The sequence below is a fragment of the Bradyrhizobium sp. SZCCHNGR1005 genome, from assembly GCF_032489995.1.
In the GTDB taxonomy this organism is placed as follows: domain Bacteria; phylum Pseudomonadota; class Alphaproteobacteria; order Rhizobiales; family Xanthobacteraceae; genus Bradyrhizobium.
In genome coordinates, this window is sequence record NZ_JAUEZC010000002.1 from 160,472 (window position 1) to 186,748 (window position 26,277).

Below are 26,277 nucleotides of genomic sequence, written 5' to 3' on the forward strand. Positions count from 1 at the left end.
CTCGTGAAATCGTCAGTATACTGTCAATCAACAACAAGGTCACGGGAGGCGCTCATGGCAGCCATTTCGACGCCCGAACGCGAGGCGTTCTACAAGAAGATCGACGGCCAGAACCTCACCGCATTGTGGACCGTGATGAGCGACCTCATCACGCCGGAACCGAAGAGCGGGTGCCGTCCGCATCTGTGGCAGTTTGCAGCCATCCGCGACTACATGGTGGAGGCCGGCCGGCTGATCACGGCGAAGGAGGCCGAGCGGCGCGTGCTGATCCTGGAGAATCCGGGCCTGCGCGGTCAATCCAAGGTCACCACCTCGCTCTATGCTGGAATCCAGATGGTGATCCCCGGCGACATCGCGCCGGCGCATCGGCACAGCCAATCAGCGCTGCGCTTCGTGCTCGAAGGCAAAGGCGCTTTCACCACGGTCGACGGCGAGCGCACCCTGATGCAGCCCGGCGATTTCGTCATTACGCCGTCGATGACTTGGCACGATCACGGCAACGAGACCTCCGAGCCGATGTTCTGGCTCGATGGGCTCGACATCCCGCTGGTGCAGTTCCTGGACGCCTCCTTTGCGGAAGGATCGAAGGAGGATCAGCAGAAGGTCGCCCGTCCCAGCGGCGACAGCTTCGCCCGCTACGGCCACAATCTGCTGCCGGTCGATGCCAAGGCGAGATCCAGGACCTCGCCGATCTTCAGCTATCCCTATTCCTACACCCGCGAGGCCCTGGAACAGGCCAAGCGGCGCGACGAATGGGACGCCTGCCACGGGCTGAAGCTGAAATTCTCCAACCCCGAGACCGGCGATTTCGCGATGCCGACCATCGGCACCTTCATTCAGCTGTTGCCGAAGGGCTTCAAGACGGCGCGCTATCGGTCAACAGATGCGACCGTGTTCACGGCGGTCGAAGGCCGGGGTCGCACGCGGATCGGCGAGCAGACATTCGAGTGGGGCCCGCGCGATCTATTCGTGGTGCCGAGCTGGCAGTGGGTCACACACGAGGCCGACGAAGACGCGGTGCTGTTCTCGTTCTCGGACCGGCCGGTGCAGCAGAAGCTCGACCTGTTCCGGGAAGACCGGGGGAATGCTTGAACGCATTCTGCTTCGTCATGGCCGGGCTTGACCCGGGCATGACGACCTTTTAGTTGGCCGCAGCGCTCTCCTCAACTATCGCCAATGCAGCAGTCGGGCCTCCAGCAGGCTGATCAGCTTTCCGACCGCGAGCCCGAACACAGATAGAACGACGATGCCGGCCATCAGCTGATCGGTCTGCATCAGATTGCCGGCCTGCAGCACGAAGGTGCCGATACCTGTGTCGGCGCCAATCATCTCGGCAGAGACCACCAGCATCAGTGCGACCGAGGCGGTGATACGAAAGCCGGCCAGGATCGATGGCAGTGCGCCGGGCCAGATCACGCGGCGCACGATGGTGGCAAACGGCACGTCGAAGCTCTGCGCCATCCGGATCAGGTTGCGCGGCACCGCATCGACGCCGCTATAGACCGAGATGGTGGTGGAGAAGAACACGCCGAGCGCGATGGTCGCAATCTTCGGCGCTTCGCCGATGCCGAGCCACAAGATGAGCAGCGGCAGCACCGCGATCTTCGGGATCGGAAACAGCGCCGAGACGAAGGTGATGCCGACGCTGCGCGCGATGCGCGACAGACCGATCGCGAAACCGACGACGATGCCTGAGACGGTGCCGAGCGCCCAGCCGACACCGATCCGAAACAGCGACACCGAAACATGCTGCCAGAGCGCACCGGAGATCGCGAGTTGGTAAAGTGCGCGGGCGATCGCCAAGGGCGTCGGCAGGAACAACGGATTGACCAGCGCGAGGCTACCAGCTGCCTGCCACAACGCGAGCACGGTTGCGAGCGCGATCCAGCCGGCGGAGCGGCTGGTTGCCGGGGTGAAGCCCGCGCCGCGAAAGCGGATCGACCGCAGCGCGCCGGTCGCCTGACCTGAAGCGGGCTCGGAGCTCTCAGCACGGTCAAGCATGCTGGACCTCGCGCTCGGCATCGATCGCCTCGGCACGGATCAGAGACCACAAATCATTCTGCAAACGCAGCAGGCGTTCGCGCAAGCCGACGTCGCCACGCTCGGCACGGGTCATCGGAACAGTGACGACCTCGCGGATGCGGCCGGGACGCCGCGAGAGCACGACGATGCGGTCGGCGAGACGCACCGCTTCCTCCAGATTATGCGTGACATAGATCGCGCCCATGCCGCCGTCCGCCAGCAGGCCGACGAAGTCCTCCAGCAACAATTCGCGTGTCTGCGAATCCAGCGCCGATAACGGCTCGTCCATCAGCAGCATCGCAGGCTTGACCGCCAGCGCCCGCGCGATGCCGACGCGCTGGCACATGCCGCCGGACAGCTGCTTCGGATAGGCGCCGCGGAAGTCGGACAGCCCGGTGCGGCGAAGCGCATCATCGACCGCAGCAAGGCGCTGCTGCGTCGAGAGCTCGGTGTGCAGAAGCGGAAACGCGACGTTGTCCTCCACCGTGCTCCAGGGCAATAGCGCGAAATCCTGGAACACGAAAGTCAGCGGATTGAGACTGTCCCGCGGCGGCGCACCGCGCAACATGGCCTGTCCTTCGCTCGGCTGCAGCAGGCCGCCGAGGATCGACAGCAGCGTGCTCTTGCCGCAACCGGATGGCCCGACGATCGCCACCACCTCGCCGGCGGAGACTGTGAACGAGACGCCATCGAGCACGTCGAGCGTGTCGAAGCGATGACTGATATGGTCGGCGATCAGGTCCATTGCGGTCTCTCGGATTCAGGGGCGCAGGAGGCCCGGGCGCCCTTCTAATCCGGCTTCACGTAATCCTTGGCGATGATGCTCTCGGCATCATAGCCCTTGTCGGCGAAACCTTGCGCCTGCAGCCATTTGATCTGGTTGTCGACATTCTTCACGTCGAGTTTGCCGTCGGGATCGATATAGGCGCAATTGCCGGCCACCTGCTCGACCGGCAGATTGGTATATTTGCCGATGATCTCGAGCAGTGGCCTGGTCTTGTCGTCAATCACGGCTACCCCGTCCTTGATCGAGACAAGAATCACATCGTGATATTCACGATCCGCGCGCTCGAGAGCACCGAGCAAACGAGTGACCACCGTCTTGTCGGCCAGCGCCTTCGGGGATGCGAATACGGCGCCCAGTTGCCACGGTGTTTCGTCACCCACCCAGCCCAGCAGCTTGGCGCCGCCGTCATCCATCAGCTTGCGCGCGGTCGAGACCGGCAGCAGCGCTGCATCCACCGTCTCGCCTTTCAGTGCGGCCGCCACGTTTGACAGCGACTGCAAGGGCACGATCTTCACGTCCGACAGCTTGAACCCATCCTTTTCGGCGAGCAGGCCGAGCGAGTAGTGAAAGCTCGAGCCCACCTGCGTGACCGCAATGCGCTTGCCGGCCAGATCCTTCGGCGTCTTGAGGCCGGACGCGTAGGCCTTGTTGCTGGCGAAGTAACCGATCAGCGGATAACCCGGCTTCTCCCGGCTCATCCCCCCGATCACCTTCAATGTGCCTTTGCCGGCGAGATTGTAGAGCCCGGCGGTGAAGGCAGTGATGCCGAAATCGACATCGCCCGTGGCGGTCGCAACCGCAATCGGCTGCGCCGCATCGAAGAACTTCAACTCGACGTCGAGCCCGGCCTCGCGGAAATAGCCCTTGTCCTGGGCGATGAACACCGGCGCGGAGGATGACAGCCGCAGCACGCCGATCTTCACCTTCGCCGGTTCATCGGCGCGCGCGAGCGCCATGCTGGCCAGGGCAAGAAGCGCGGCCAACAAAGGCTTGGCATGCTGGATCATACGTCTCCTCCGGATCTAGAGCTGTTGCGCGTCTAAAGGCCCGTCGGGACCTGCTGATGCCGCCCGATAAAGGCCCCCCGCTGTGTCAGCTCCAGTTGGAGCGTGTCAATCGAGATCTCACGGGGCCGGGTCTTGGCGGCAAGCGATTGCGCCGCGGCGGCGCCAGCGGCTTCCCCCATCGCAAAACAAGCGCCGGAGACGCGCGCCGCCGACTGGCCCTCATGTGTCATCGATGCACAGCGACCCGCGACCAGAAGGTTATCGATGCCTTCGGGAACCAGCATGCGGTAGGGCAGCTCGTTGTACCCGCGCGATTGGGGGATCGGTGGAAACTTAAAGATCACATCGCCGGCGACGTGGGCCTCGATCGGCCAACCGTTGACGCCGATGGAATCGGAGAAGGACGCGCAACCGAGCACATCCTCTCCGGTCAGGCAGTAACCGCCGGTGACGCGCCGGGTCTCGCGGATGCCGAGCTGGGGCGGCAGATCGACGATGTAAGCCTGTTCGAAGCCGGGCACCGTGCGCAGGAACTCGAAGGCCTCGACGGCCTGTCGCCGGCCCACGATCTCACCCTGAGTGAGATCATCGGCCACGATGCCGCTGATCGCGCTGCCATCCGCGCGTGCCAGCTGAGTGAAGTTCACCCGCCATTCGACCGGCGATCGTTGTGGCCGAACAATTGCCGCCTTGCGCGGGAATTTGTGCGTACCTGCAGCCTCGGCAGCTGCCATCAGCCGCGGGATGGTCTGCCACGCCTCGCCCGCCCGCGCCGGATCGATGCCATTGAGGCGAAACATCATCGAGGGGTAGAGCATGTGCCCCTCGCCGTCGCCGACTTCGAACGGCGCGCCGGCCCAGGCCGCGAGGTCGCCGTCGCCGGAACAATCGATGAAGATGTTCGCGCGCACGGCCTGCCGTCCGGACTTGGTCTCAATCGCAAGCGCCGCGATGTTGCGCGCGTCGTCCATGACGACGCCGGCCCCGAGTGCATGGAACAGGATGTCGACCTTATGCGCCGCTAGCAGGTCGTCGGCGGCGATCTTGTAGGCGGCGGTGTCATAGGCCTGTGCGAGGATCTTGCCGAGCACCAGGTGCGGCGCGTTCAATCCGCCGAGACGATCGATGCGCGCGAGCAGCTCGGTCGCGACACCTTGCACGACGCGATGCATCTCGCCATGGACATTGGCATGCAGCCCGCAGAAATTGGTCACGCCCGCCGCGGTGCCCATGCCGCCGAGAAAGCCGTACCGCTCGATCAGCAGCGTGCGCCGTCCTGCGCGGGCGGCAGCAACCGACGCCGCAATCCCGGCCGGGCCACCGCCGAGCACTGCAACTTCGTACTCGCCATAAACCGGGATTCGACGGGCGGGCTCTTCAATGACCTTGGACGACAAGCTGGCGTTTCCCCGGATGCAGGCCCGCATCATGCATCGTCGAGACCGGTTTGACCACCCGCGCGAACGGAGCTCACGCGGGTTTCAGTTACGGACGCAATTTGGCGATCCTACCGCTCAGGCCGCCGAGCGGATAGTCTTGAGGAAATCGGCGACGTTGCTCTTCAGCGAGACCGCCTGCTGCTGCAGCGCCGCGGCCGCTGCAAGCGCAGCTTCGGCGCCGGCGTCGGTCTCGCCGGCCACCGCACGGACATCGACAATCTCGCGGCTCACCGCGGCGGTGCCGCTTGCGGCCTCCTCGACATTGCGCGCGATCTCGCCGGTCGCCGCCCCCTGCTGTTCGACCGCCGAGGCGATCGCGTTGGAGATTTCCGCCATCTCGCGCACCGTGGATTCGAACTGCGTGATCGCGCTCACCGTCTCATCCGTCGCGTCCTGGATCGTGGCGATCTGGCTTGCGATCTGCTCGGTCGCCTGCGCGGTCTGCGAGGCCAGGTTCTTCACCTCGCTCGCCACGATCGCAAAGCCCTTGCCGGCATCGCCGGCGCGCGCCGCTTCGATGGTCGCATTCAATGCCAGCAGATTGGTCTGGCTGGCGATCGCCTGGATCAGCTGAATGATATTGCCGATCTTCTCCGCCGCACTCGACAGCCCGTTCACCAGTTCGGAGGTGCGCTGGGTTTCCTGCGTGGCGCGGTTGGAGACCGCGACCGAGCGTTGCACCTGGCTCGAGATCTCGCGGATCGAAGCGGCGAGCTCCTGAGTGGCGGAGGCCACCGTCTGCACGTTGACCGAGGCCTGCTCGGCGCGGTTGGCGACGGCTTCGGCGAGTCCACGGCCGCGCTCGGCGACCCGCGCCAGATCGCTGGCGCTGCTCCCCATCTGGTCGGCGCGGCCGCCGACGCCGGTGATAACACCCTGCATGCCCTGCTCGAAGCGGCTGGCGAGCTCGGCCATCATCCTGTTCCGGTCAGCCTCGGCCGCTTCGCGTTGCGCGGCGGCCTCCTGCTCCATACGGCGAACCGCCAGCGCATTGTCGCGGAACACTTCGACCGCACGGGCCATGCGACCGATCTCATCGCGCTGCTCGCCGCCGGGAATCGGCTGCTCCAATTCGCCTGCAGCCAGCGACTGCATGCGGTCGGTCATGCCGCGGATCGGACCCGAGACGCTGCCACCGATCAGCCAGGCCAGCACGCAGCCCAGCACGAGCGCCACGGCCGCGGTCATGATCACTGTCTGGCGGGTGTCGCCGACCGCGACCGCGGTCTTGTCGCCCTGTTCGGCGCGCATGGCGCCGAGCCTTTGGTTGATGCGATGGACCTGCTCCTCGATTGCCGTGCTGGCATTGACGAGCTCTGCCTGCTTGCTGCGGAGGTCCGAAGCTGCCTTGACGACTTCGTCCAGCGCCGCCGCGTCCGCCGTAAGCTCAGCCTTCAATGCCGCAACCAGCATCTTCAGCTTGGCCTCGCTGGTCGGAGCGATTTCGGTCTCGGTCGCGGCAACGACGGCCTGCGCGTTGGCCAATGTGTTCTTGGCATCGATGGCATCGGCATTGGCGAGCGTCGTTCCAAAGCGCATCGCCGAAACGCGCACGCCGTCCACCGCGGCGGCAATCCGTAGCGGCTGGAACAAGCGCTGGGTATCAGTCCGATTGGCGAGCGCAACCTGAATGCCCGCGGCATCGAGCCCGGCGGTCGCGCCGTGAGCGTCGGTCTTGGTGGTCGCCGCGCGCAGCCGGTCGACTGCGTCAGCCGCGGCGGAGAACGCCGACCGGTAGATGTTCAATGCAGCACGAACCTGGCCAAGCCCCTCCGCGATCGCACCCAGCTTGCCGTAGCGTTGCTCGACCTGATCGGCGAGCTGGCTGACATTCTCAATCGCCTTGGTCGCCGCGTCCTTGTCGCCGACGTTCCAGGTGCGGATGAACTTCTCCACGGCACCGTTGGCACTCAACAGTGCGGCCCGCACCTGCGACATCGCGGCATCGCCTGCGGCACTGGTCACGAGTTCGTTGACGGTGCCGCCGATATGCTCGACCTGGACCACGGCGAAGCCTGCGAGCAGCACGAGAAAGCTCAGGACCAGCGCGAAGCCGCCGAAGATGCGCGGGCGGATACCGATCAAAGACATGATGGAAGAGGTTTTCATGATACTGCCGTGCACTTAGCGGGTGGACCGGATGGCGGCGATCAGCTCCTTGCCGAACCGCTTCTCGAATTCGGGATCGAGCGGCTTGACCGCATCGACGAAAGCCTGGCGGTCGATCTTGTCGACGACCTCCATTCCCGCGGCACGCAACTCCTGCAGCTTGGCGCCGTCGACCTGAGCCTGCCAGGTTGCCTCGGCGCCGGCCTTGGCTGCCGCGATCATCGCTTCCTGCTCGGCCGGCTCGAGCTGTTCGAACATCGCGCGATTGGCGACGAAGGCCACCGGCGCGAAGAAGTGGCCGGACATGGTCAGATATTTCTGGACCTCGAAGAAGCGGCTCGTGGCGATGGTGGTCAGCGGGTTCTCCTCGCCGTCGAGCCGGCCGTCCTTCAGCGCGGTATAGACCAGCGGGAAATCCATCGGGACCGCTTCGGCGCCGAGCGCCTTGAAGGCCATCTTGTAGGTCTCGTTGGGGATCACCCGGATCTTGAGACCCTTGATGTCTTCAGGGGTGCGAATCGGGCGCTTGGAATTGGTGAGATTGCGGAATCCCTGCTTGCCGAGCGCGAGCAGCACCAACCCCTTGTCGGCGAACTTGGCGGCGATCTGCGCGCCGATCGGGCCCTGCATCACCGCCTTGGCATGAGCCTCGTCGCGGAACAGAAATGGAATATCGAACACGCTTAGCTCGGGCACGACGGCGCTGACGACGCCACCGGTCAGGACGGCCGCGTCGAGGGCGCCCGAACGCGTCGCGGACAGGATGATGGGCTCGCCGCCAAGTGCGTTGCCGGAGCGCGCATCCACGATGAAGCGGTGGCTTGCCGCAAGCTTCTCACGAAACTCCGCAGGCCCCGCCGCCACCGAGATCATCCGCGGGGCGGATACGCCCTGATGTGGCGCAAGCAGCGCAGCCCCCATGATGCCGGCGATCCAAAATTCTCGAAACGTCTTGCCCATAGCCCCACCGTTACGTTCAGCCCATGCGAACGGATAGCAAGGAATGGTAGGAAAGGTATTAAGGGCGGGTATGTGCGCGCGCGAGAGGGGATGCTTGCGGCACGCATGGCGAGCGCGCGCTCACAATGCGGAGCTGCCGCAACGGGCATGCCTAACGATGAGAGGCCCGCGCGAACCAACGCGCGGGCCTCTCGTCGCCAGACGCCGAAAACTGGAACTCAGGCGCAGCTACGCCGCCGAGCGGATGGTCTTGAGGAAATCGGCGACGTTGCTCTTCAGCGAGACCGCCTGCTGCTGCAGCGCCGCGGCCGCTGCAAGCGCAGCTTCGGCGCCGGCGTCGGTCTCGCCGGCCACCGCACGGACATCGACAATCTCGCGGCTCACCGCGGCGGTGCCGCTTGCGGCCTCCTCGACATTGCGCGCGATCTCGCCGGTCGCCGCCCCCTGCTGTTCGACCGCCGAGGCGATCGCGTTGGAGATTTCCGCCATCTCGCGCACCGTGGATTCGAACTGCGTGATCGCGCTCACCGTCTCATCCGTCGCGTCCTGGATCGTGGCGATCTGGCTTGCGATCTGCTCGGTCGCCTGCGCGGTCTGCGAGGCCAGGTTCTTCACCTCGCTCGCCACGATCGCAAAGCCCTTGCCGGCATCGCCGGCGCGCGCCGCTTCGATGGTCGCATTCAACGCCAGCAGGTTGGTCTGGCTGGCGATCGCCTGGATCAGCTGGATGATATTGCCGATCTTCTCCGCCGCGCTGGACAGACCATTCACCAGCTCGGAGGTGCGCTGGGTTTCCTGCGTAGCGCGGTTGGAGACCGCGACCGAGCGCTGCACCTGGCTCGAGATCTCGCGGATCGAGGCGGCGAGTTCCTGAGTGGCGGACGCGACCGTCTGCACGTTGACCGAGGCCTGCTCGGCGCGGTTGGCGACGGCTTCGGCGAGCCCACGGCCACGCTCGGCGACCCGCGCCAGATCGCTGGCGCTGCTCCCCATTTGATCGGCGCGGCCGCCGACGCCGGTGATAACACCCTGCATGCCCTGCTCGAAGCGGCTGGCGAGTTCGGCCATCATCCTGGTCCGGTCAGCCTCGGCCGCTTCGCGTTGCGCGGCGGCCTCCTGCTCCATGCGGCGAACCGCCAGCGCATTGTCGCGGAACACTTCGACTGCCCGGGCCATGCGGCCGATCTCGTCGCGCTGCTCGCCGCCGGGAATCGGCTGCTCCAATTCGCCTGCAGCCAGCGACTGCATGCGGTCGGTCATGCCGCGGATCGGACCTGAGACGCTGCCACCGATCAGCCAGGCCAGCATCGCGCCCACGACAAGCGCGGCGGCGGCGGTATAGATCACGGTCGTCCACGTATCCTGGACAGAGGCGGCGGTTCTGTCGCCCTGCTCCGCACGCACGACGCCAAGCCTCTGATTGATGCGATCCACCTGCCCGTCGATCGCCAGCGAAGCCTTGGAGAGATCGGCCTGCTTGGCGCGCAGATCGGCGGCGACCTTGATCACCTCCTCAAGCGCGGCGGCATCAGCAGTCAGCGCGGCCTTCAAGGCGGTCACCAGCGACTTCAGTTTGGCCTCGGCGGTCGGAGCAAGCTCGGCCTCCGCATCTCCCAGTGCGGCCTGGGCGTAGCTCAAAGTCAGCTTGGCATCGTCGGCATCGCCTGTCGCCAGCGTAGCTGCATAGCGCATCACCGCGATCCGGACCGTATCGACGGTGCCGGCGAGGCGCATCGAATTGATCAGGCGTTCCGAATCGGTGCTGTTGGCAAGCGCGACCTGGATGCCACCGGCAACGAGGCCGGCGGTGGCGCCCTGGACGTCCGTCTTGGTGGTCGCCGCCCGCAGCCGATCGACAGCGTCAGCTGCAGCGGCGAATGACGACCGATACGATTCCAGCGCGCTCCGGACCGGACCAACGCCGTCAGCGATGTCCTTGAGCTTGCCGAATCTCTGATCAACTTGGTCCACAAGCCGACCGACATTGTCGATCGCTTTGGTCGCGATGTCCTTATCCCCGAGGTTCCAGGTGCGGATGAACTTCTCCACCGCACTGTTTGCACCGAGCAGCGCGGCGCGAACCTGCGACATCGCCGCGTCGCCGTCGGCACTGGTCACCAGTTCGTTGACGGTGCCGCCGATGTGCTCGACCTGGACGACAGCGAAGCCTGCCAGCACGACGAGGAAACTGAGAACCAGCGCGAAGCCACCGAAGATCCGGGGGCGGATGCCGATCGCGGACAGCAAGGACGAGAGTTTCATGGGATGACCGGACCTATTGTGTAGAGCGGATGGCGGCAATCAGCTCCTTGCCGAACCGCTTTTCGAACTCCGGCTCGAGGGGCTTGACTGCGTTGGCAAAGGCTTGGCGATCGACCTTCTCGATGATCTCCATCCCCTCCTTGCGAAGCTCAGCGAGCTTCTCTGCATCCATCTGCGATTGCCAAGTTGCCTCCGCGCCGGCTTTGGCGGCGGCGATCAGGGCCTGCTGATCGGCGGCGTCGAGTTGTTCGAACATCGCGCGATTGGCGACAAAGGCGATCGGCGCGAAGAAATGGCCGGTCAGGGTCAGGTACTTCTGGACCTCGCTGAAGCGGCTCGAGGCAATCGTCGGCACCGGATTCTCCTGACCGTCGAGCCGGCCGTCCTTCAGCGCGGCATAAACCAGCGGAAAGTCCATCGGCTTCACGTCAGCGCCGAGCGCCTGAAACGTCATCTTGTAGGTCTCGTTCGGGATCACCCGGATCTTCAGCCCCTTGATGTCGTCGGGGGTTCGCACCGGCCGCTTCGAGTTGGTCAGATTGCGGAAGCCCTGCTTGCCGAGCGCCAGCAGCACGAGCCCCTTGTCGGCGAATTTGGCGGCGATCTGCGCACCGACCGGGCCTTGCATCACCGCCTTGGCATGCGCCTCGTCCCGGAAAAGGAACGGAATATCGAAGACGCTGAGTTCGGGAACGACAGCGCTGACAATGGCTCCCGACAGCACCGCAACATCGGCGGCACCCGAGCGCGTCGCGGTCAGAATGGTGGCCTCGCTGCCGAGCGCATTACCGGCGCGTTCGTCGACGACGAAGTGCTTGCCGGGCATAGCCGTGAGCTTCTGGCGAAAAACGTCCGCGCCGATCTGCTGCGGATTTTGCACTTGCGAATTGAAGACCACGGAGATCAGGCGGGGGGACGCCGAAGCCGCATTGACCGAAGCCAGCGCCGCTGCTGCGGTTATAAGCGCTCCTCCGATGAGATATCCTCGTAACCGTCTGCGCATGTCGCACCGCTCATCTTGATGATTGGTACCGACGTAACAGACATTTATGGTTAAGGTCTTAAGGACAACGGACCGCCGCGCCCGAACCGATGCTCGGGGCGACTTCCGCCCTCGCTCCCTAACTAATTACCGTAGCTGACAACAAACGCCTCGATGCACCTCTGCTGCGCAGGACAGCATCCCGAGGAAACTTCTGCGCAGCACAACAAGCGCTCAGAGCGGCTGCAGACCGAGCCGGTCGAACAGGTTGCGATCCTTGGCGGCCTCGGGATTGCCAGCTGTCAGCAGCGTGTCGCCAACAAAGATCGAGTTGGCCCCGGCAAAGAAGCAAAGCGCCTGCATCTCATCAGTCATCGCCGAGCGTCCGGCGGACAGCCGCACGAAGGAGGCCGGCATCATGATGCGGGCCAGGGCGATGACGCGAACGAACGCCAGCGGATCGACGCGCTTGGCCTCCGCGAGCGGCGTGCCGGCAATCGGGATCAGCATGTTGATCGGCACGCTCTCCGGCGGCTCGGGAAGATTGGCGAGCGTGATCAGCATATCGACGCGATCCGCCTCGCTCTCGCCGAGGCCCAAGATGCCGCCAGAACAGATTTTCATGCCGGACTGTCGGACCTGATCCAGCGTCTCCAGCCGATCGGCGAATGTACGTGTCGAAATGACGTTCGGATAATGGGCTTCCGACGTGTCGATGTTGTGGTTGTAGTAGTCGAGGCCGGCCGCGCTCAGGCGCTCGGCCTGTTCGCGATCGAGCATGCCGAGCGTCATGCAGGTCTCGAGCCCGAGCGCCTTCACGCCGCTGATGATGTCGACCAGCGCATCCATGTCCCGCGGCTTCGGGTTGCGCCAGGCGGCGCCCATGCAATAGCGGCTGGCACCGCCCTCTTTCGCCTTGCGCGCCTCGGCGACGATATCGTCGACGTCCATCAGCTTCGAGGCCGGCAAGCCGGTTGCGTGATGCGAGGACTGGCTGCAATAGCCGCAATCTTCGGGGCAGCCGCCGGTCTTGATGTTGAGCAGCTTCGATAGCTGCACGCGATTGGGATCGAAATGCTGGCGGTGGATCGATTGCGCCTGGAACAAGAGATCGTTGAAAGGCAATCGGTAGATGACCAGGGCCTTCTCTCGGGTCCATGCCTGCGGCGGCACTGTTTCCGTCCCGACGGCCGCCTGATCCTGCACGCTCAACATCGCACGCTCCATTCCAACACTTGCGCGGGTTGCCTTAGCCGAGAGCGCCCCTTCCTGCCAGTGGAATGATCGTGAGATCAGCCATGCCGCGCCTCCAGCGCGCCGGCCCAAGACACGAATGTGTCGAGTATTTCGTCCATGACGGCGCGGTCGTTGCGTCCCGAACGCGCCGGCACGTGGAAGGAGTGGTCGGCGTGATCGACCAGATGCAGGCTCGCGCGCGCGCCGAGACGCGCGACCACCGGCTGCAGCAGATCCAACTCGGCGAGCTTGTCGCGCATTCCCTGAAGGAACAGCATCGGAAGCGCGACGTCATCGAGGTGGTCGGCACGTTCGGTCGATGGCTTGCCGGCCGGATGCAAAGGAAAGCCGAAGAAGGCGAGGCCCTTCACGCCCGGTAGCGGCGCCTTGGCTTGCGCCTGCGAGGTCATGCGCGCGCCGAACGACTTTCCGCCGGCAATCAGCAGCAGGCCGGGACAGCGCATGGCCGCTTCGGCAACCGCTGCACGCACGGCCGCATGAGCCAGCGCAGGCGGGTCAGGTCGCTTGCTACCCTTTTCCATGTAGGGAAATTGATGGCGCAACGTCGCGATCCCGCGGGCGCCGAGGCCTTGCGCGACGTCAGTCATGAAGGAATGCGTCATGCCGGCGCCCGCGCCATGGGCGAAGACGAAGCAGGCGCGCACCTTCGGTGGGCGGTCAAGCAGCGCGGAGACCGAAACGATCTCCGCGACGTGGATGACAAACTGTTCAGAAGCGGTCATGGCAATGCCTTATAGCATCTCCATCCGCGCCGGACGAACTCACGCGCCCTTGCGGCGCTCCGCGGCCTTGGCCATCGCTGCCGCAAAGGCGCCGCCACCGGAGGGCTTTTCCTCGCGCTGGCGCATCGCGGACGCCGGCGGCCGTGCGCTGCCGGACTTGCGCTCACCCTTGGCGGGCAGCGGGTCTGATAGCCGCAGGGTCAGCGAGATGCGGTTGCGCGGCACGTCGACGTCCAGCACCTTCACTTTCACGACCTGGCCCGGCCGCACCACCTCGCGCGGATCGTTGACCCGCTTCTCCGCCATGGCGGAGATGTGGATCAGGCCGTCCTGATGCACGCCGATATCGGCAAAGGCGCCGAAGGCGGCGACGTTGGTGATCGTCGCTTCGAGGATCATGCCGGGCTTCAGATCTGTGATCTTCTCGACGCCTTCCTGGAAGGTCGCGGTCTTGAATTCGGGACGCGGGTCGCGGCCCGGCTTCTCCAATTCACGGATGATGTCGGTGACGGTCGGCACGCCGAAACGCTCGTCGGCGAATTTGGCCGGATTGAGCGTCTTCAGCGCCTTGGTCTCTCCGATCAGCGCCTTGATGTCGCTCTTGGTCGCTTCCAGGATCTTCTTCACCACCGGATAGGATTCCGGGTGCACGCCCGAAGCATCCAGCGGATTCTCGCCGTCGCGGATGCGCAGAAAGCCTGCGCACTGCTCGAATGCCTTCGGACCCAGCCGCGGCACTTCCTTCAACTTGTCACGGCTCGGGAACGGACCGTTGGCGTCGCGATGCGCGACGATGTTCTGCGCGAGGCTTTCGCCGATGCCCGACACCCGCGCGAGCAGCGGCGCGGAGGCCGTGTTGAGATCGACGCCGACCGCGTTCACGCAGTCTTCCACGGTGGCGTCGAGCGCGCGCGCGAGCTCATACTGGTTGAGGTCGTGCTGATACTGGCCGACGCCGATCGAGGCCGGCGGCACCTTGACGAGTTCCCCGAGCGGATCCTGCAGGCGGCGGGCGATCGACACCGCGCCGCGGATCGAGACGTCGAGATCGGGGAATTCCTTGGCGGCAAATTCGGAGGCCGAATAGACCGACGCGCCGGCCTCGGAAACGACGGCCTTGGTCAGCTTCAGGTCCGGCTTCAGCTTCATGAGATCGTTGACCAGCTTCTCGGTCTCGCGCGAGGCGGTGCCGTTGCCGATCGCGACCAGTTCGATGCGGTGCTTCACGCAGAGCTGCGCGAGCGTCAGCATGCTCTCGTTCCACTGCCGCTGCGGCTCGTGCGGATAGATCGTGGTGTAATCGACAAACTTGCCGGTGCGATCGATGACAGCGACCTTGACGCCGGTGCGGAAGCCCGGATCGAGGCCGATGGTGGCGCGGCCACCGGCGGGGGCGGCAAGCAGCAGATCGCGCAGATTGGCCGCGAACACGCGCACGGCTTCCTTCTCCGCCTCCTGCCACAGCCGCATCCGGATATCGAGCGCCAGCGAGGTCTTGATGCGGGTGCGCCAGGCCCAGCGCACGGAATCGGAAAGGAACTGATCGGCAGGACGGCCCTGGCGCGAGATGCCGAAGGTGACCGCGATGCGGTTCTCGTAAAGCGACGGATCGGTCGAATCCTCCGGCTCGCCATCGCCGAAATCGAGCTGCAGCACCTCTTCCTTCTCGCCGCGCAGCATGGCCAGGATGCGGTGCGAAGGCAGCTTGGCATAGGGCTCTGCGAACTCGAAGTAATCGGCGAATTTGGCGCCGACGGTCTTCTTGCCGTGGCGCACCGTCGACTTGATCTGGCCGCGCCCCCACATCTCTTCGCGCAGCGAGCCGACGAGATCGGCGTGCTCGGCAAAGCGTTCGACCAGGATCGCGCGCGCGCCTTCCAGCGCCGCCTTGACGTCCTTGACCGGGTTTTCGCCATCCTTGGTGATGAAGGCCTTGGCCTCGACCTGCGGATCCTTCATGGGATCACCGATCAGCATGTCGGCGAGCGGCTCCAGCCCGGCCTCCTTGGCGATCTGCGCCTTGGTGCGGCGCTTCTCCTTGAACGGCAGATAGATGTCTTCCAGACGCGCCTTGGTATCGGCGGTCGCCAGCGCCAGCTCGATCTCCGGCGTCATCTTGCCTTGCGACTTGATGCTCTCGATGATGGCGGTGCGGCGTGCGTCCATCTCGCGCAAGTAACGAAGCCGCTCTTCCAGAGTGCGCAGCTGCGTGTCGTCCAGCATCCCCGTCGCTTCCTTGCGGTAGCGCGCGATGAACGGGACGGTCGCGCCTCCGTCGAGGAGGTCGATCGCGGCCTGGACCTGTGCGTCGCGCACGGCGAGTTCGGCGGCAATGATGGACGCAAAATTCGGCACGGCAGTTCTTCCGAGATTCGTGACGGGCCTGATTGGATAGGAGTCGCCGCGCGCCAGCGCAAGCGGCTCTCGCGCAGTCTGTGGGCAACCGTGGCAAAAAAGCGCGATTGCGAATCACGCGGAGCTGCGCCTAGCGGCGGCATTTCGTTGCAACGCCGCCAGGAATAGCCGATTCTGCCGCTATCAAGGGGCGATTCGTGCTGGCTCAAGCGGCAACATATCTCGACGATCTCAATCCGGAGCAGCGTCGCGCCGTCGAGCACGGCGGTGAAGGCGCATGTCCCGGTCGTCCGCTCCTGATCATCGCCGGCGCGGGCTCCGGCAAGACCAACACCCTGGCCCACCGCGTCGCGCACCTGCTGGTCAACGGCGCCGACCCCCGCCGAATTCTGTTGATGACGTTCTCGCGCCGCGCTGCCGCCGAGATGAGTCGCAGGGTCGAACGTATCGCGCGCAAGGTGCTGGGCGGCAATGCCGAGGCGATCACCGCAAGCTTGACTTGGGCCGGCACGTTCCATGGCATCGGCGCGCGGCTCTTACGCGAATACACCGAGCGGATCGGATTGGACCCTGCTTTCACGATCCACGATCGTGAGGATTCCGCCGACCTAATGAATCTGGCGCGCCATGAGCGCGGGCTCTCCAACACGCAGCGCCGCTTTCCGACCAAGGGCACGTGCCTTGCGATCTATTCGCGGTGCGTCAATGCCGACATGGCGATCGAGGAGGCCTTGGCCCGGCATTTCCCCTGGTGCGCGGAATGGGCCGGCGAGCTGAAGGAGCTGTTCGCCGCCTATGTCGAGGCGAAGCAGGGACAGAACGTGCTCGACTACGACGATCTGCTGCTCTACTGGGCGCAGATGATGGCTGATAGCGCGATCGCCGAAGAGCTCGGCGGCCGCTTCGACCACGTGCTGGTCGACGAATATCAGGACACCAACCGGCTGCAGTCGCAGATCCTGCTGGCGCTGAAGCCGGACGGCGCAGGCCTCACCGTCGTCGGCGACGATGCACAGTCGATCTATGCCTTCCGCGCCGCGACCGTGCGCAACATCCTGGACTTTCCGGATCAGTTCAGCCCGCGCGCCGAGATCGTCACGCTCGATCGCAACTATCGCTCGACGCAAGCCATCCTCTCGGCAGCCAACGGCGTCATCGGCCTGGCACGCGAACGTTTCACCAAGAACCTGTGGACCGACCGGCCGTCCTCGCGCAAGCCGCTCCTCGTGACGATCCGCGACGAGGCCGATCAGGCCCGCTATGTCGTCGAACAGGTGCTGGCCAGACGCGAGGAAGGGCTCGCCCTGAAGAGCCAAGCGGTGCTGTTCCGCACCTCCTCGCATAGCGGCCCGCTGGAGGTCGAGCTCGTCAGGCGCAACATCCCGTTCGTGAAATTCGGCGGCTTGAAGTTCCTCGACGCCGCCCACGTCAAGGACGTGCTGGCATTCCTGCGCTTCGTCGAAAATCCGCGCGATCGGATCGCCGGCTTTCGCATCCTGCACCTGATCCCTGGCGTCGGGCCAGCATCCGCGCAGCGCGTGCTCGATGGCGTTGCGGAGGCGTCGGATCCGGTCGCGGCGCTTTGCCGGCAGTCGGCACCGGCACGCGCCGGCGATGATTGGATCGCATTCATCCGCACCGCAGAGCAGTTGAGATGTTCCGAGTGGCCGGCCGACATCGAACGCATCAGACTGTGGTACCAACCGCACCTGGAACGCGTGCACGACGATGCCGAGGTGCGGACCGCCGACCTGCTGCAGCTCGAACAGATCGCGAGCGGCTATGCATCACGCGAGCGCTTCCTGACCGAGCTGACGCTCGATCCGCCGGATGCGACCTCCGACCAGGCCGGCGTGCCGCATCTGGATGAGGACTATCTGATCCTGTCCACTATCCACTCGGCCAAGGGCATGGAGTGGAATTCGGTGCATGTGCTGAACGTGGTCGATGGCTGCATGCCATCCGATCTCGGCGCCGGCACCAGCGCCGAACTGGAAGAAGAGCGCCGGCTGCTGTATGTCGCGATGACCCGGGCCAAGGACGACCTACATCTGCTGGTACCGCAGCGCTTCTTCGTCCACGGACAGCCGGTGCGGGGCGACCGCCATGTCTATGCTTCGCGCAGCCGCTTCATCCCAGAAGGGCTGGTGCCGCTGTTCGAGCGCGCGAGCTGGCCGCGGGTGCAGCCCTCAGCCTATGCCGCAAGCCAAGGCCCGCGCATCGACATCGGGGCTCGCATGCGCGAGCGCTGGCGCTAGACCGAAACGGTGCGTTTCGCGACACGCCCTTTCCGCGAGCCCGCCGAGCACCTAGATGGCCGGCAGCACCGGGAGCGGCTCTCATGCGATGAGCGCAGACCGCGCCGGAATTGGAAAGCACCCGATGACCACACAGGTTGAATTTGGACTGGATACGTTCGGCGACGTGACGCGCGGCAACGACGGAAGTCCGTTGCCGCATGCGCAGGTGATCCGCGACGTCGTCGAGGAAGCCGTGCTCGCCGACCAGCTCGGCATCGACTTCATCGGGCTCGGCGAACATCATCGCGGCGATTTCGCAATCTCCGCACCCGAGGTGGCACTGGCTGCGATCGCCTCACGCACGCACCGCATCCGCCTCGGCTCCTCCGTCACGGTCTTGAGCTCGGACGATCCGATCCGCGTATTCCAGCGTTTTGCCACGCTGGACGCGGTCTCCAACGGCCGCGCCGAAGTCATCCTGGGGCGCGGCTCCTTCACCGAATCCTTCCCGCTGTTCGGCTTCGATCTGAAGGACTACAACGAGCTGTTCGAGGAGAAGCTCGACCTGTTCGCTACGCTGCTTGCCCAGCAGCCTTTCACCTGGGAAGGAAAGCTGCGGCCGCCGCTGCGGAATCAGCTTGTCTATCCGCCGGTCGAACACGGTCGGTTGAAAACCTGGATCGGTGTCGGCGGCAGTCCCGAGTCGGTGGTCCGCGCCGCGCATTATGAGCTGCCGCTGATGCTGGCAATCATCGGCGGTGATCCCAAGCGCTTTGCGCCTTATGTCGAGCTTTATCAGCGCGCGCTGAGAGAATTCGGCCGCGAGGCCAAGCCGATCGGCGTGCATTCGCCCGGCTATGTCGCCGAGACGGATGCGCAGGCGCGGGAGGAGCTGTGGCCCGACTACAAGACCATGCGCGATCGCATCGGCAGGGAGCGCGGCTGGCCGCCGATGGGCCGCGACGAGTTCGTGAACGAAGCCGATCACGGCTCGCTCTATGTCGGATCGCCCGAGACGGTGGCCCGCAAGATCGCCGCCACCGTGAAGGCGCTTGGGCTGTCGCGGTTCCAGCTGAAATATTCGGCCGGACCGCTGCCGCACGATAAACTGATGCGCAGCATCGAGCTCTATGGTCGCAAGGTGGTGCCGCTGGTGAAGGAGCTGCTCGCGGCCGATTGATTCCGCATGGCCTGCGGCCAGATCAATTCGCGCTGGCCGGCGGCAACGCGGGCAAGCTCCGTTGCAGCGCGCGCAAGCACGCCATCCCAGGCGCGCGGCTGCTCCTGACGGAACAGCCGCATGGTCGGATACCACGGGCTGTCCTCTCGCTCGCGCAGCCAGCGCCAATCGAGCGCGTATGGCAGCAGTATCCAGACCGGGCGCCCCATCGCTCCGGCGAGATGCGCGACCGAGGTGTCGACCGAGATCACGAGGTCGAGTGCGGAGATCGCGGCGGCGGTATCGGAGAAATCGCCGAGCGCCGGTGCAAGGTCGACGATCGCATCGCCGAGTTGCGCCAGCACCGGCGCATCGGCCGGTCGCGGCTCCTTCTGCAAGCTGAACAGTTGAATGCCAGGAGTGACCAGGTGCGGCAAGACCGCCTCGACCGCGAGCGAACGCTGACTGTCGCCCTTGTGCCTGGGATTGCCGGCCCAGACCACGCCGACCTTCAACAAAGACGTTTTGCCGAGCTCCGCGCGCCAGGCCGCGACTTTCACCGGATCGGCGTGCAGATAGGGGATGTCGGCCGGAATGGTCTGAAGCGTCGTGCCGAAGATGCGCGGCAGATCCATCAGTGGCAGCTGCAGATCGAAGCGCGGCAGCGGTTCCCCGCGGGCGACGACAGTGACGCCCGGTACCGCGCGGAGGAGTGATGCGATCGCGGGCTGCACCTGCAGCACGATGGAGCCGCCCTTCGCAGCCACCATCGGCAGATAGCGCACGAACTGGAGGGCATCGCCGATGCCGTAATCGGCGAACAGGAGCAGCGTGCGACCGTCGAGCGGATCGCCCTGCCACTCCGGCGCGTCGAAGCTCGGCATGCCCTCGGACAGGCTCTTGCACTTGCGGCCCCATTGATGCTCGGCGAACCCGTTCTTCAGGTCGCCGCACATCAAGAGGAAATGCGCATGATTGTAGCGGGTCAGCGCGTTGTCCGGCGCCAGCGCGACGGCCTGATGCGACACCGCGAGCGCCTCGTCGATGTCGCCGGCGTTGCGCAGCGCAACGGCAAGATTGGCGTAGCCCTTGGCGTAGGAGGAATCCGCGGCAACCGCGCGCCGATGCGCAGCGACCGCTGGGTCGACATTGCCTCGCATTTCGTGGATGATGCCGAGATTGGTATGCGCCGGCGCATGATCGGGCTCGAGCGCCAGGGCGCGTTCGCAGGCCATGACGGCTTCGTCGAGGCGGCCAAGGCCGCAAAGACAGGCGCCGAGATTGCTGAGCACGACGACATCAGTCGGATCAAGGCGCGCCGCTTCAGCGTAGGCTTCGATCGCCTGCTCGGGACGCCCGGCGTCATGGAGAGCATGACCCAGCAGCCTTAACGAAGCGACATCGTCAGGAGCAAGCGCGGTGGCGCGGCGGAACTGACTGATCGCGTCCTCATACCGGCCTTGCTTGAACAGCACCGCTGCGAGAGCGATGCGCAAACGGGCGTCGTTCGGCTCGCGTCCCAGTCCGTCCAGATAGGCCGCAACCGCTTCGCCGAACTTGTCCTGATCGGCGAGAACGCCGCCGAGTGCGACCCAGGCGCCGGGATAGGCAGGATCGCTGCCGAGAACGGCACGGTAGGTCTGCTCGGCGTCGGCGTATTTCTGCTGGCCAGTCAACGCGACCGCGAGATTGAAGCGCAAGCGTGTCATGTCCGGAGCAAGCGTCAAGGCATGGCGATAAGCGGCTTCGGCCTCCGCGAACCGCGACAGCTTGACCAACGCGGTGCCGAGCTTGGCATGGACACCGGCATCCTGCGGCCGCAAGGCAGCGGCGCGCGCGAAGGCGGCGACCGCCCCTTCATGTTCCCCCTTCACCGCCAATGCATCGCCCAGCGTATGAAGCGCCGGCACGTGGTCGGGAGCGAGATCGAACACGCGGCCAAGCAGCGCGGCGCCCTCCGTCATTCGCCCGGCGGCAAAGGCAATGACAGCGGACAGATGCAGCGCCGGCAGATATTCCGGCTGCTCGGTGAGGATGTCCTTGCACAGCACGTCAGCCGGCGCCGGGCGGCCTGCATTGTAGTGCTCCGCCGCCTGCATCAACATCCGATCGACCGCACCCATGAAGCCCCCCGCTCGTCCCGCACTCCGTTGCAAGCTTTAACGGGCCGTCGCGGCATTTCAGGCAAACAGGAATGCCTGTAGCACCAAGCGCGCTGTAGAGACTATGTTAAGCCCCTGTTGAGAGATGATGCTTGCGCGAGGCATGCGGCCACCGGCCCGCACGCACGCCAACGGGGCTGACCATTTTGCCGATGCGGAAGAAGGATACGGCTGACAATCCCGGGGCGACGAGCCGGCGCGGTCGCCCCCGCTCGGCCGAGGCCGCAGCCGCGATCCTCGAGAGCGCCTATGCGCTGATGGCAGATGCCGGTCTTTCCGCGGCGACGATCGATGCAATCGCCCGCCGCTCCAATGTCTCGAAGATGACGATCTACAAATGGTGGCCGTCGCGAGAAGCACTGCTGGTCGATGCGTTCCTCAACCGCGCCGCGCAGACCTTGCCATTGACTGGCCCGGGCGATGCCGGCGCGCGGCTTCGGCGCCATGCGGCAGCCTATGCAGGCGCGCTACGCGGCGAGTTCGGCCGCGTGCAGCTCGCGGTGATATCCGAATGCATCGCCAATACCGGATCGGCGGAACTGTTCTTTGAACGCTACCTGCGGCATCGCCGCGACCCCCTCGTTGCGATCATCGCCGAGGGACAGGCGGACGGCAGCATCACAGCCGAGGCCGAGCCCGCCGATCTCTATGACGCGCTCTATGGCGGGCTGTTCTATCGTTACGTGTTCGGGATCGAACCGCTGTCGCCCGCCGCGGCGCGACGGCTGGTCGACGCCGTGCTCCAGCCGCAGCCGTGAGCCTCAGCGGTCGATCGGAGCGAAGCGCGCGCGAAACCAGCTCCAGGTCTCGCGCGTGACCGCAACATAGCCGCGGCCGCGGTAGACGATTTCGCCATCCACGATCCGGTTCAGCTTCGGCAACGCGTGGAACGGCACCGAGGGATAGGCGTGGTGCTCGACGTGGTAGGGCATGTTCCAGGCAAACCAGTGGACGAACGCCGTCGTGTATGTCGTGCGCGTGTTCTCGAAGGCACTTCGCGTGGTCTCGCAACCCGTGTGCTCGGCATAGAGATAGGGCCGCAGGATCAACTGCCCGAGCAGGACCGGCAGAATCCAGACCCAGAGCAGCGATGCGGTGTGGAGCGCGAGCGACGCGATCAGCAGCAGCGCGTAGCCGGCGACATAGCAACGCGCCTCGCGCACGATCAGGGCGCGCTTGTTCTCAGGCACCCAGGGAACAGTCACGTTCCCAATCAGCGCATGGCGCCACATGAGCCGAACACGGGTTGCGAGCTGCCGCAGGCCCGAATAAGCGATCGCGAGCTGGGTCTCGTTGCTCGGCTTCGGCCCGACGATCAGCTCCGGATCCTTGTCCGGATCCTGGGTGTGGCGATGATGCTCCCAGTGGAAGAGACAATAATATTCATAAGGCAGCGCGATCACGAAGGCCGACACGTAGCCGACGAGGATATTGAGCGCGCGGCTGCGGAACGCTGTCTTATGGGCGGTCTCGTGCACGGCCATGAACAGGAAGGCGACGAAGAAGCCTTGGACGAACATCAGCGGCAGCGCCCAGATAACGCCGAAGCGCGAGGAGGCCAGCCAGATCAGCGCGCCCGTCGCAGCGATCGCAGCATAATGTCCGAACGTACGGAGCGCGCCATGCAGATCGGATCGCGCCGATAGCTCCCGGAGCATTGCCGGCGTCAGCGGCTTCGGCCGATCCGGCCCGTCCATCGCGTGTGCCACACTCATGAGATCCCCGATGCTTCTTTTCAGCTCTGCAAGAGGCGCGAGACCGCCGCGTTGATGAAGGCGCGATCGGCCGGAATCCGGATCGGATTGCCGGCGCGATGGCCGTGGATCGAAGGGATCGGACACAGTTCGGCAGAGCGGGCATTGACCAGCTTGCCCAATTCGGCCTCGTTGTCGCGCCAATCGAAATAGCGGTCGGTCTGGCCCGGCATCAGCAGCATGCGGGCGCGGATCGCACCAAGCGCCCGGTCGAGATCGCCGTCGAAGGCCGCACAGCGGCTGATATCCCCGTTGTGCCAGGTGGCGATCTGCGCCAGCAGATTATTGCCGTCCCGATGCGCGAAGGCGGTGTCCCAACTGGCGGCCAGATAATCCTCCAGTGAGACAAAGCCGGATTCGCGCCAGATCTCCTGACGATAGAATTCGTACGACATCGCCCAGCCGGCATAGGCCCGTCCCATGGCGCGCAGGCCCGCGGCCGGCCGCTCGATGAAGCGGCCGTTCTTGAAGGCTGGATCGGCGGTTAGCGCCCCCCTCACACCTTCCAGAAACACCTGATTGTAGGGCGAGCAGCGCGCGCTGCCGCAAACGATCGCGGCACGCTCCACCATGTCGGGATGGCAAGCGGCCCAGTGATAGGCCTGCATGCCGCCCATCGACCAACCGTACACGAGCGCTATCCGCGCGATCCCGAACTGTTCGACCAGCAGGCGGCGCTGCACTGCAACCGCATCGTGATAGGTGATCAAGGGAAACGGCGCGCCTGCGAGCAGGTCTTGCGAATTGGACGGCGAGGACGACAGCCCGTTGCCGAACAGGTTCGGGATGACGACGAAATAACGCTCCGGATCGAGCGCGCCGCCCGCCTCGATCAGCCATTCGGTGTCGTAATGCTGCGCGCCGAACGAGGTGGGATAGACGATGACGTTGTCCTTGGCGGCGTTGAGGGCGCCATAGGTCTTATAGGCCAGGCGCAACGACCGGAACACGGCGCCGGACTGCAGGGTCACGTCGCCGGCCTCGAAGACCTGATAGTCGCTGCCGTCAGCCATGCCTCGACCCCACGATATCGCTTTTGCCGCGCGCACCACTTCAATAAGTGGACTTATCGTACACTATAAGAAGGGACTGTCATGCCCAAATTCGGTTCAGCTCTGGTGAGGCGATAGGCGCCCGGACCGCATCGACGACGGCAGACAAATACTCCTTAAGATTGAAGTAGGCATTTCTTCTACCTCAAAGACAAAACGTCTTGGAAGCGTCATCGGGCTGATAAATCGCGCAAGCTAATTCGCAAGCTCTCCACCACACCTTTGAGGGGGCTTAATGATGAAGTTGCACCATCTTGCGTACGCAATCGCCTTTGGTGGCGCGTTGCTGTCCGGACAATCCCACGCCGGCGGCGGATCGTTCAATACGCTGTCGTACAATATCGCGGGCATTCCGTTTGAATATTCCGGAGCCAACGCCACACTGCACACGCCGATCATCAGCTGCTACGTCAAGCCGTTCGCGATCGTCAACGTGCAGGAGGACTTCAACTGGCACGCCGATCTCTACAACGATTGCGACAATCACCTGTACCGGACGCCGACCTCCGGCGGCATCGGCTTCGGCGACGGTCTCAACACGCTGTCCAATTTTCCGTTCGACGACCTCGATCGCGTGACCTGGACCAACCGGGCCGATGCGGACGCGCTGACACCGAAAGGCTTCACCATGGTTCGCGCGCGCCTCGCCGAGGGGACCTATCTCGACGTGTACAATCTGCACGGCCAGTCCGGCACCTCCTCGACGGATCTCGCCGACAGCGTATCGGACGTGAACCAGATGCTCGGCTATATCGAATCCAACTCGGCCGGCAACGCGATCATGGTGCTGGGCGACACCAACACCCGTTACACCCGCGTCGGGCAAAACATGTGGGAATTCCTGCATCACGGCTTCAGCGATGCCTGGATCCAGGACATCCGCAACGGCAGCGTGCCGGCGGTTGGCGGCGGCGATCTGGTGTGCGGCTCTTCCGAGACGGCACGGCCGGACTGCGAGATCACCGACAAGGTGCTGTGGCGCAGCAACGGCTTCTTGAATCTGCAGGCGCCGACCTATGTCGACCATCAGGATGCCGTGGACAGCTCCGGCACGCAGCTCTCGGACCACCATCCGATCGAAGTCGACTGGACCTATACGACGGCGGCCAGTCTCATGCTGAGCGACCAGTTCGGCGGCCCGCATGGCACGAGCTATAACGACAGCTCGGCGCTGCCGCCGACCCCGGTCGTCAAGCAGCTGACGATCCAGACCGGGAACCGGGTCGATCACGTCGAGATCGCGCTCTCGAACGGCTACGTGTTCTCGCATGGCGGCACGGGCGGCACCGCACAGACGCTGCCCCTGGGCAGCGGCGAAGTGCTGAGCTCGGTCAATCTCTGCATCGACCAGTATCAGGGTCATACCCGCGTCTTCTCCATCAACTTCGCCACCAGCGCAGGGCGACATCTGTCGGGCGGCACGACGACCTCGAACTGCACCACCTACGCAGCACCCGCCGGCTGGCAGATCACCGGCTTCCATGGGCGTTCAGGCGACGGCGTAGACAAGCTCGGCGTGGTCTATGCGCCGGTCAGCAGCGGCACGGCCCCGGCCCGCCAGGCACTGCGCCTTGTCAACCGCAGCTCGTCGCTGTGCATGGACGTCAGTGGCGGCACCATCGCCGACGGCACCGCGGTGATCCAATGGTCGTGCAATGGCGGCGTCAACCAGACCTGGAGCTATGACGACCAGACCGGCATGATCCGCAGCATGGCCGACCCGCATTATTGTCTCGACAATGGCGGCACCTATGGCGACGGTGCCCAGCTCATCATCTGGACCTGCACCGGCAACAACAACCAACGCTTCAAGTACGACAGTTCCGCCGGCACGATCGCGGTCCGCAGCTATCCCACGGAGGTGATCGGCATGAACGGCACGTCGCTCGGCAACCAGCTCGTGACCGCGACCTCCTCCGGCGCGCCCAGCCAAGCCTGGACGCTCACGCAGTGATGTGAGCGCAACGGCGGCGCCGCAACCGAGATCGGTTGCGGCGTCTACGAGCCG

Annotated in this window: 19 protein-coding genes; 5 read left to right on the top strand and 14 right to left on the bottom strand. The window is 64.9% G+C overall.

The window, feature by feature from the left end; translation table 11 throughout:
• The first annotated feature begins 54 nt into the window (after nt 1-54).
• Complete coding sequence (gene gtdA / locus QXZ85_RS06925; protein WP_315702587.1) at nt 55-1,092, top strand: gentisate 1,2-dioxygenase; 1,038 nt, start codon at nt 55-57, stop codon at nt 1,090-1,092.
• Between the two features lie 75 nt (nt 1,093-1,167).
• Here the strand turns inward: gtdA and QXZ85_RS06930 are convergent, their stop codons facing one another.
• The 11 genes from QXZ85_RS06930 to QXZ85_RS06980 form a co-directional block, all read right to left on the bottom strand.
• Entirely contained in the window at nt 1,168-2,001 is an 834-nt protein-coding gene (locus QXZ85_RS06930) for an ABC transporter permease (protein WP_315744117.1), read from the bottom strand.
• On the bottom strand, nt 1,994-2,767 hold the full coding sequence (locus QXZ85_RS06935; protein WP_315764550.1) for an ABC transporter ATP-binding protein: 774 nt from the start codon (nt 2,765-2,767) through the stop codon (nt 1,994-1,996). Before QXZ85_RS06935 ends, QXZ85_RS06930 begins: the two co-directional genes overlap by 8 nt.
• Nucleotides 2,768-2,811: 44 nt before the next feature.
• Nucleotides 2,812-3,816: an ABC transporter substrate-binding protein gene (locus QXZ85_RS06940; RefSeq protein ID WP_315744116.1), complete on the bottom strand. Its 1,005-nt coding sequence runs from the start codon at nt 3,814-3,816 to the stop codon at nt 2,812-2,814.
• Nucleotides 3,817-3,848: 32 nt separating this feature from the next.
• Nucleotides 3,849-5,213 carry an FAD-dependent oxidoreductase gene (locus QXZ85_RS06945; RefSeq protein ID WP_315764556.1) on the bottom strand — a complete coding sequence of 455 codons (1,365 nt, stop codon included), beginning with the start codon at nt 5,211-5,213 and terminating at the stop codon, nt 3,849-3,851.
• A 117-nt stretch (nt 5,214-5,330) separates the two neighbouring features.
• Entirely contained in the window at nt 5,331-7,346 is a 2,016-nt protein-coding gene (locus QXZ85_RS06950; RefSeq protein ID WP_316173823.1) for a HAMP domain-containing methyl-accepting chemotaxis protein, read from the bottom strand.
• A gap of 33 nt (nt 7,347-7,379) precedes the next feature.
• Nucleotides 7,380-8,324, bottom strand: a complete 945-nt coding sequence (locus tag QXZ85_RS06955) for a TRAP transporter substrate-binding protein (protein WP_315702581.1) — start codon at nt 8,322-8,324, stop codon at nt 7,380-7,382.
• A gap of 228 nt (nt 8,325-8,552) precedes the next feature.
• Entirely contained in the window at nt 8,553-10,586 is a 2,034-nt protein-coding gene (locus tag QXZ85_RS06960; RefSeq protein ID WP_315702580.1) for a HAMP domain-containing methyl-accepting chemotaxis protein, read from the bottom strand.
• A gap of 13 nt (nt 10,587-10,599) precedes the next feature.
• A complete protein-coding gene (locus tag QXZ85_RS06965; RefSeq protein WP_315806747.1) occupies nt 10,600-11,589 on the bottom strand; it encodes a TRAP transporter substrate-binding protein in 990 nt (329 codons plus the stop codon).
• Nucleotides 11,590-11,802: 213 nt separating this feature from the next.
• Complete coding sequence (bioB, locus tag QXZ85_RS06970) at nt 11,803-12,783, bottom strand: biotin synthase BioB (protein WP_315702578.1); 981 nt, start codon at nt 12,781-12,783, stop codon at nt 11,803-11,805.
• Nucleotides 12,784-12,860: 77 nt separating this feature from the next.
• On the bottom strand, nt 12,861-13,547 hold the full coding sequence (locus QXZ85_RS06975; RefSeq protein WP_316173825.1) for an alpha/beta family hydrolase: 687 nt from the start codon (nt 13,545-13,547) through the stop codon (nt 12,861-12,863).
• 39 nt (nt 13,548-13,586) lie between these two features.
• Nucleotides 13,587-15,902 (bottom strand): Tex family protein, encoded by a 2,316-nt coding sequence (locus QXZ85_RS06980; RefSeq protein WP_315763320.1) that lies wholly within the window; start codon nt 15,900-15,902, stop codon nt 13,587-13,589.
• 197 nt (nt 15,903-16,099) lie between these two features.
• Here QXZ85_RS06980 and QXZ85_RS06985 point away from each other — a divergent pair, with 197 nt between their 5' ends.
• Together QXZ85_RS06985 and QXZ85_RS06990 are read left to right on the top strand one after the other, a co-directional pair.
• Entirely contained in the window at nt 16,100-18,160 is a 2,061-nt protein-coding gene (locus QXZ85_RS06985; RefSeq protein WP_315763317.1) for an ATP-dependent helicase, read from the top strand.
• Nucleotides 18,161-18,284: 124 nt separating this feature from the next.
• The gene (locus QXZ85_RS06990) at nt 18,285-19,322 is read left to right on the top strand and encodes an LLM class flavin-dependent oxidoreductase (protein ID WP_315702574.1); all 1,038 of its coding nucleotides are present in this window, start codon (nt 18,285-18,287) and stop codon (nt 19,320-19,322) included.
• On the opposite strand, the gene QXZ85_RS06995 is transcribed toward QXZ85_RS06990, so the two are convergent.
• Nucleotides 19,271-21,424, bottom strand: coding sequence for a tetratricopeptide repeat protein (locus QXZ85_RS06995; protein ID WP_315769315.1), 2,154 nt, complete (start codon nt 21,422-21,424; stop codon nt 19,271-19,273). The two genes, QXZ85_RS06990 and QXZ85_RS06995, sit on opposite strands and share 52 nt — an antisense overlap.
• 191 nt (nt 21,425-21,615) lie before the next feature.
• On the opposite strand from QXZ85_RS06995, the gene QXZ85_RS07000 reads away from it, so the two are divergent.
• Nucleotides 21,616-22,221 carry a TetR/AcrR family transcriptional regulator gene (locus QXZ85_RS07000; protein ID WP_315702572.1) on the top strand — a complete coding sequence of 202 codons (606 nt, stop codon included), beginning with the start codon at nt 21,616-21,618 and terminating at the stop codon, nt 22,219-22,221.
• Nucleotides 22,222-22,224: 3 nt separating this feature from the next.
• Here QXZ85_RS07000 and QXZ85_RS07005 read toward each other — a convergent pair whose 3' ends face one another.
• Complete coding sequence (locus QXZ85_RS07005) at nt 22,225-23,178, bottom strand: fatty acid desaturase (protein ID WP_315763309.1); 954 nt, start codon at nt 23,176-23,178, stop codon at nt 22,225-22,227.
• Between the two features lie 20 nt (nt 23,179-23,198).
• Nucleotides 23,199-24,230: an alpha/beta fold hydrolase gene (locus QXZ85_RS07010; protein WP_316173829.1), complete on the bottom strand. Its 1,032-nt coding sequence runs from the start codon at nt 24,228-24,230 to the stop codon at nt 23,199-23,201.
• A 274-nt stretch (nt 24,231-24,504) separates the two neighbouring features.
• Here QXZ85_RS07010 and QXZ85_RS07015 point away from each other — a divergent pair, with 274 nt between their 5' ends.
• The gene (locus QXZ85_RS07015) at nt 24,505-26,223 is read left to right on the top strand and encodes a jacalin-like lectin (protein WP_316173831.1); all 1,719 of its coding nucleotides are present in this window, start codon (nt 24,505-24,507) and stop codon (nt 26,221-26,223) included.
• Nucleotides 26,224-26,277: the final 54 nt, after the last annotated feature.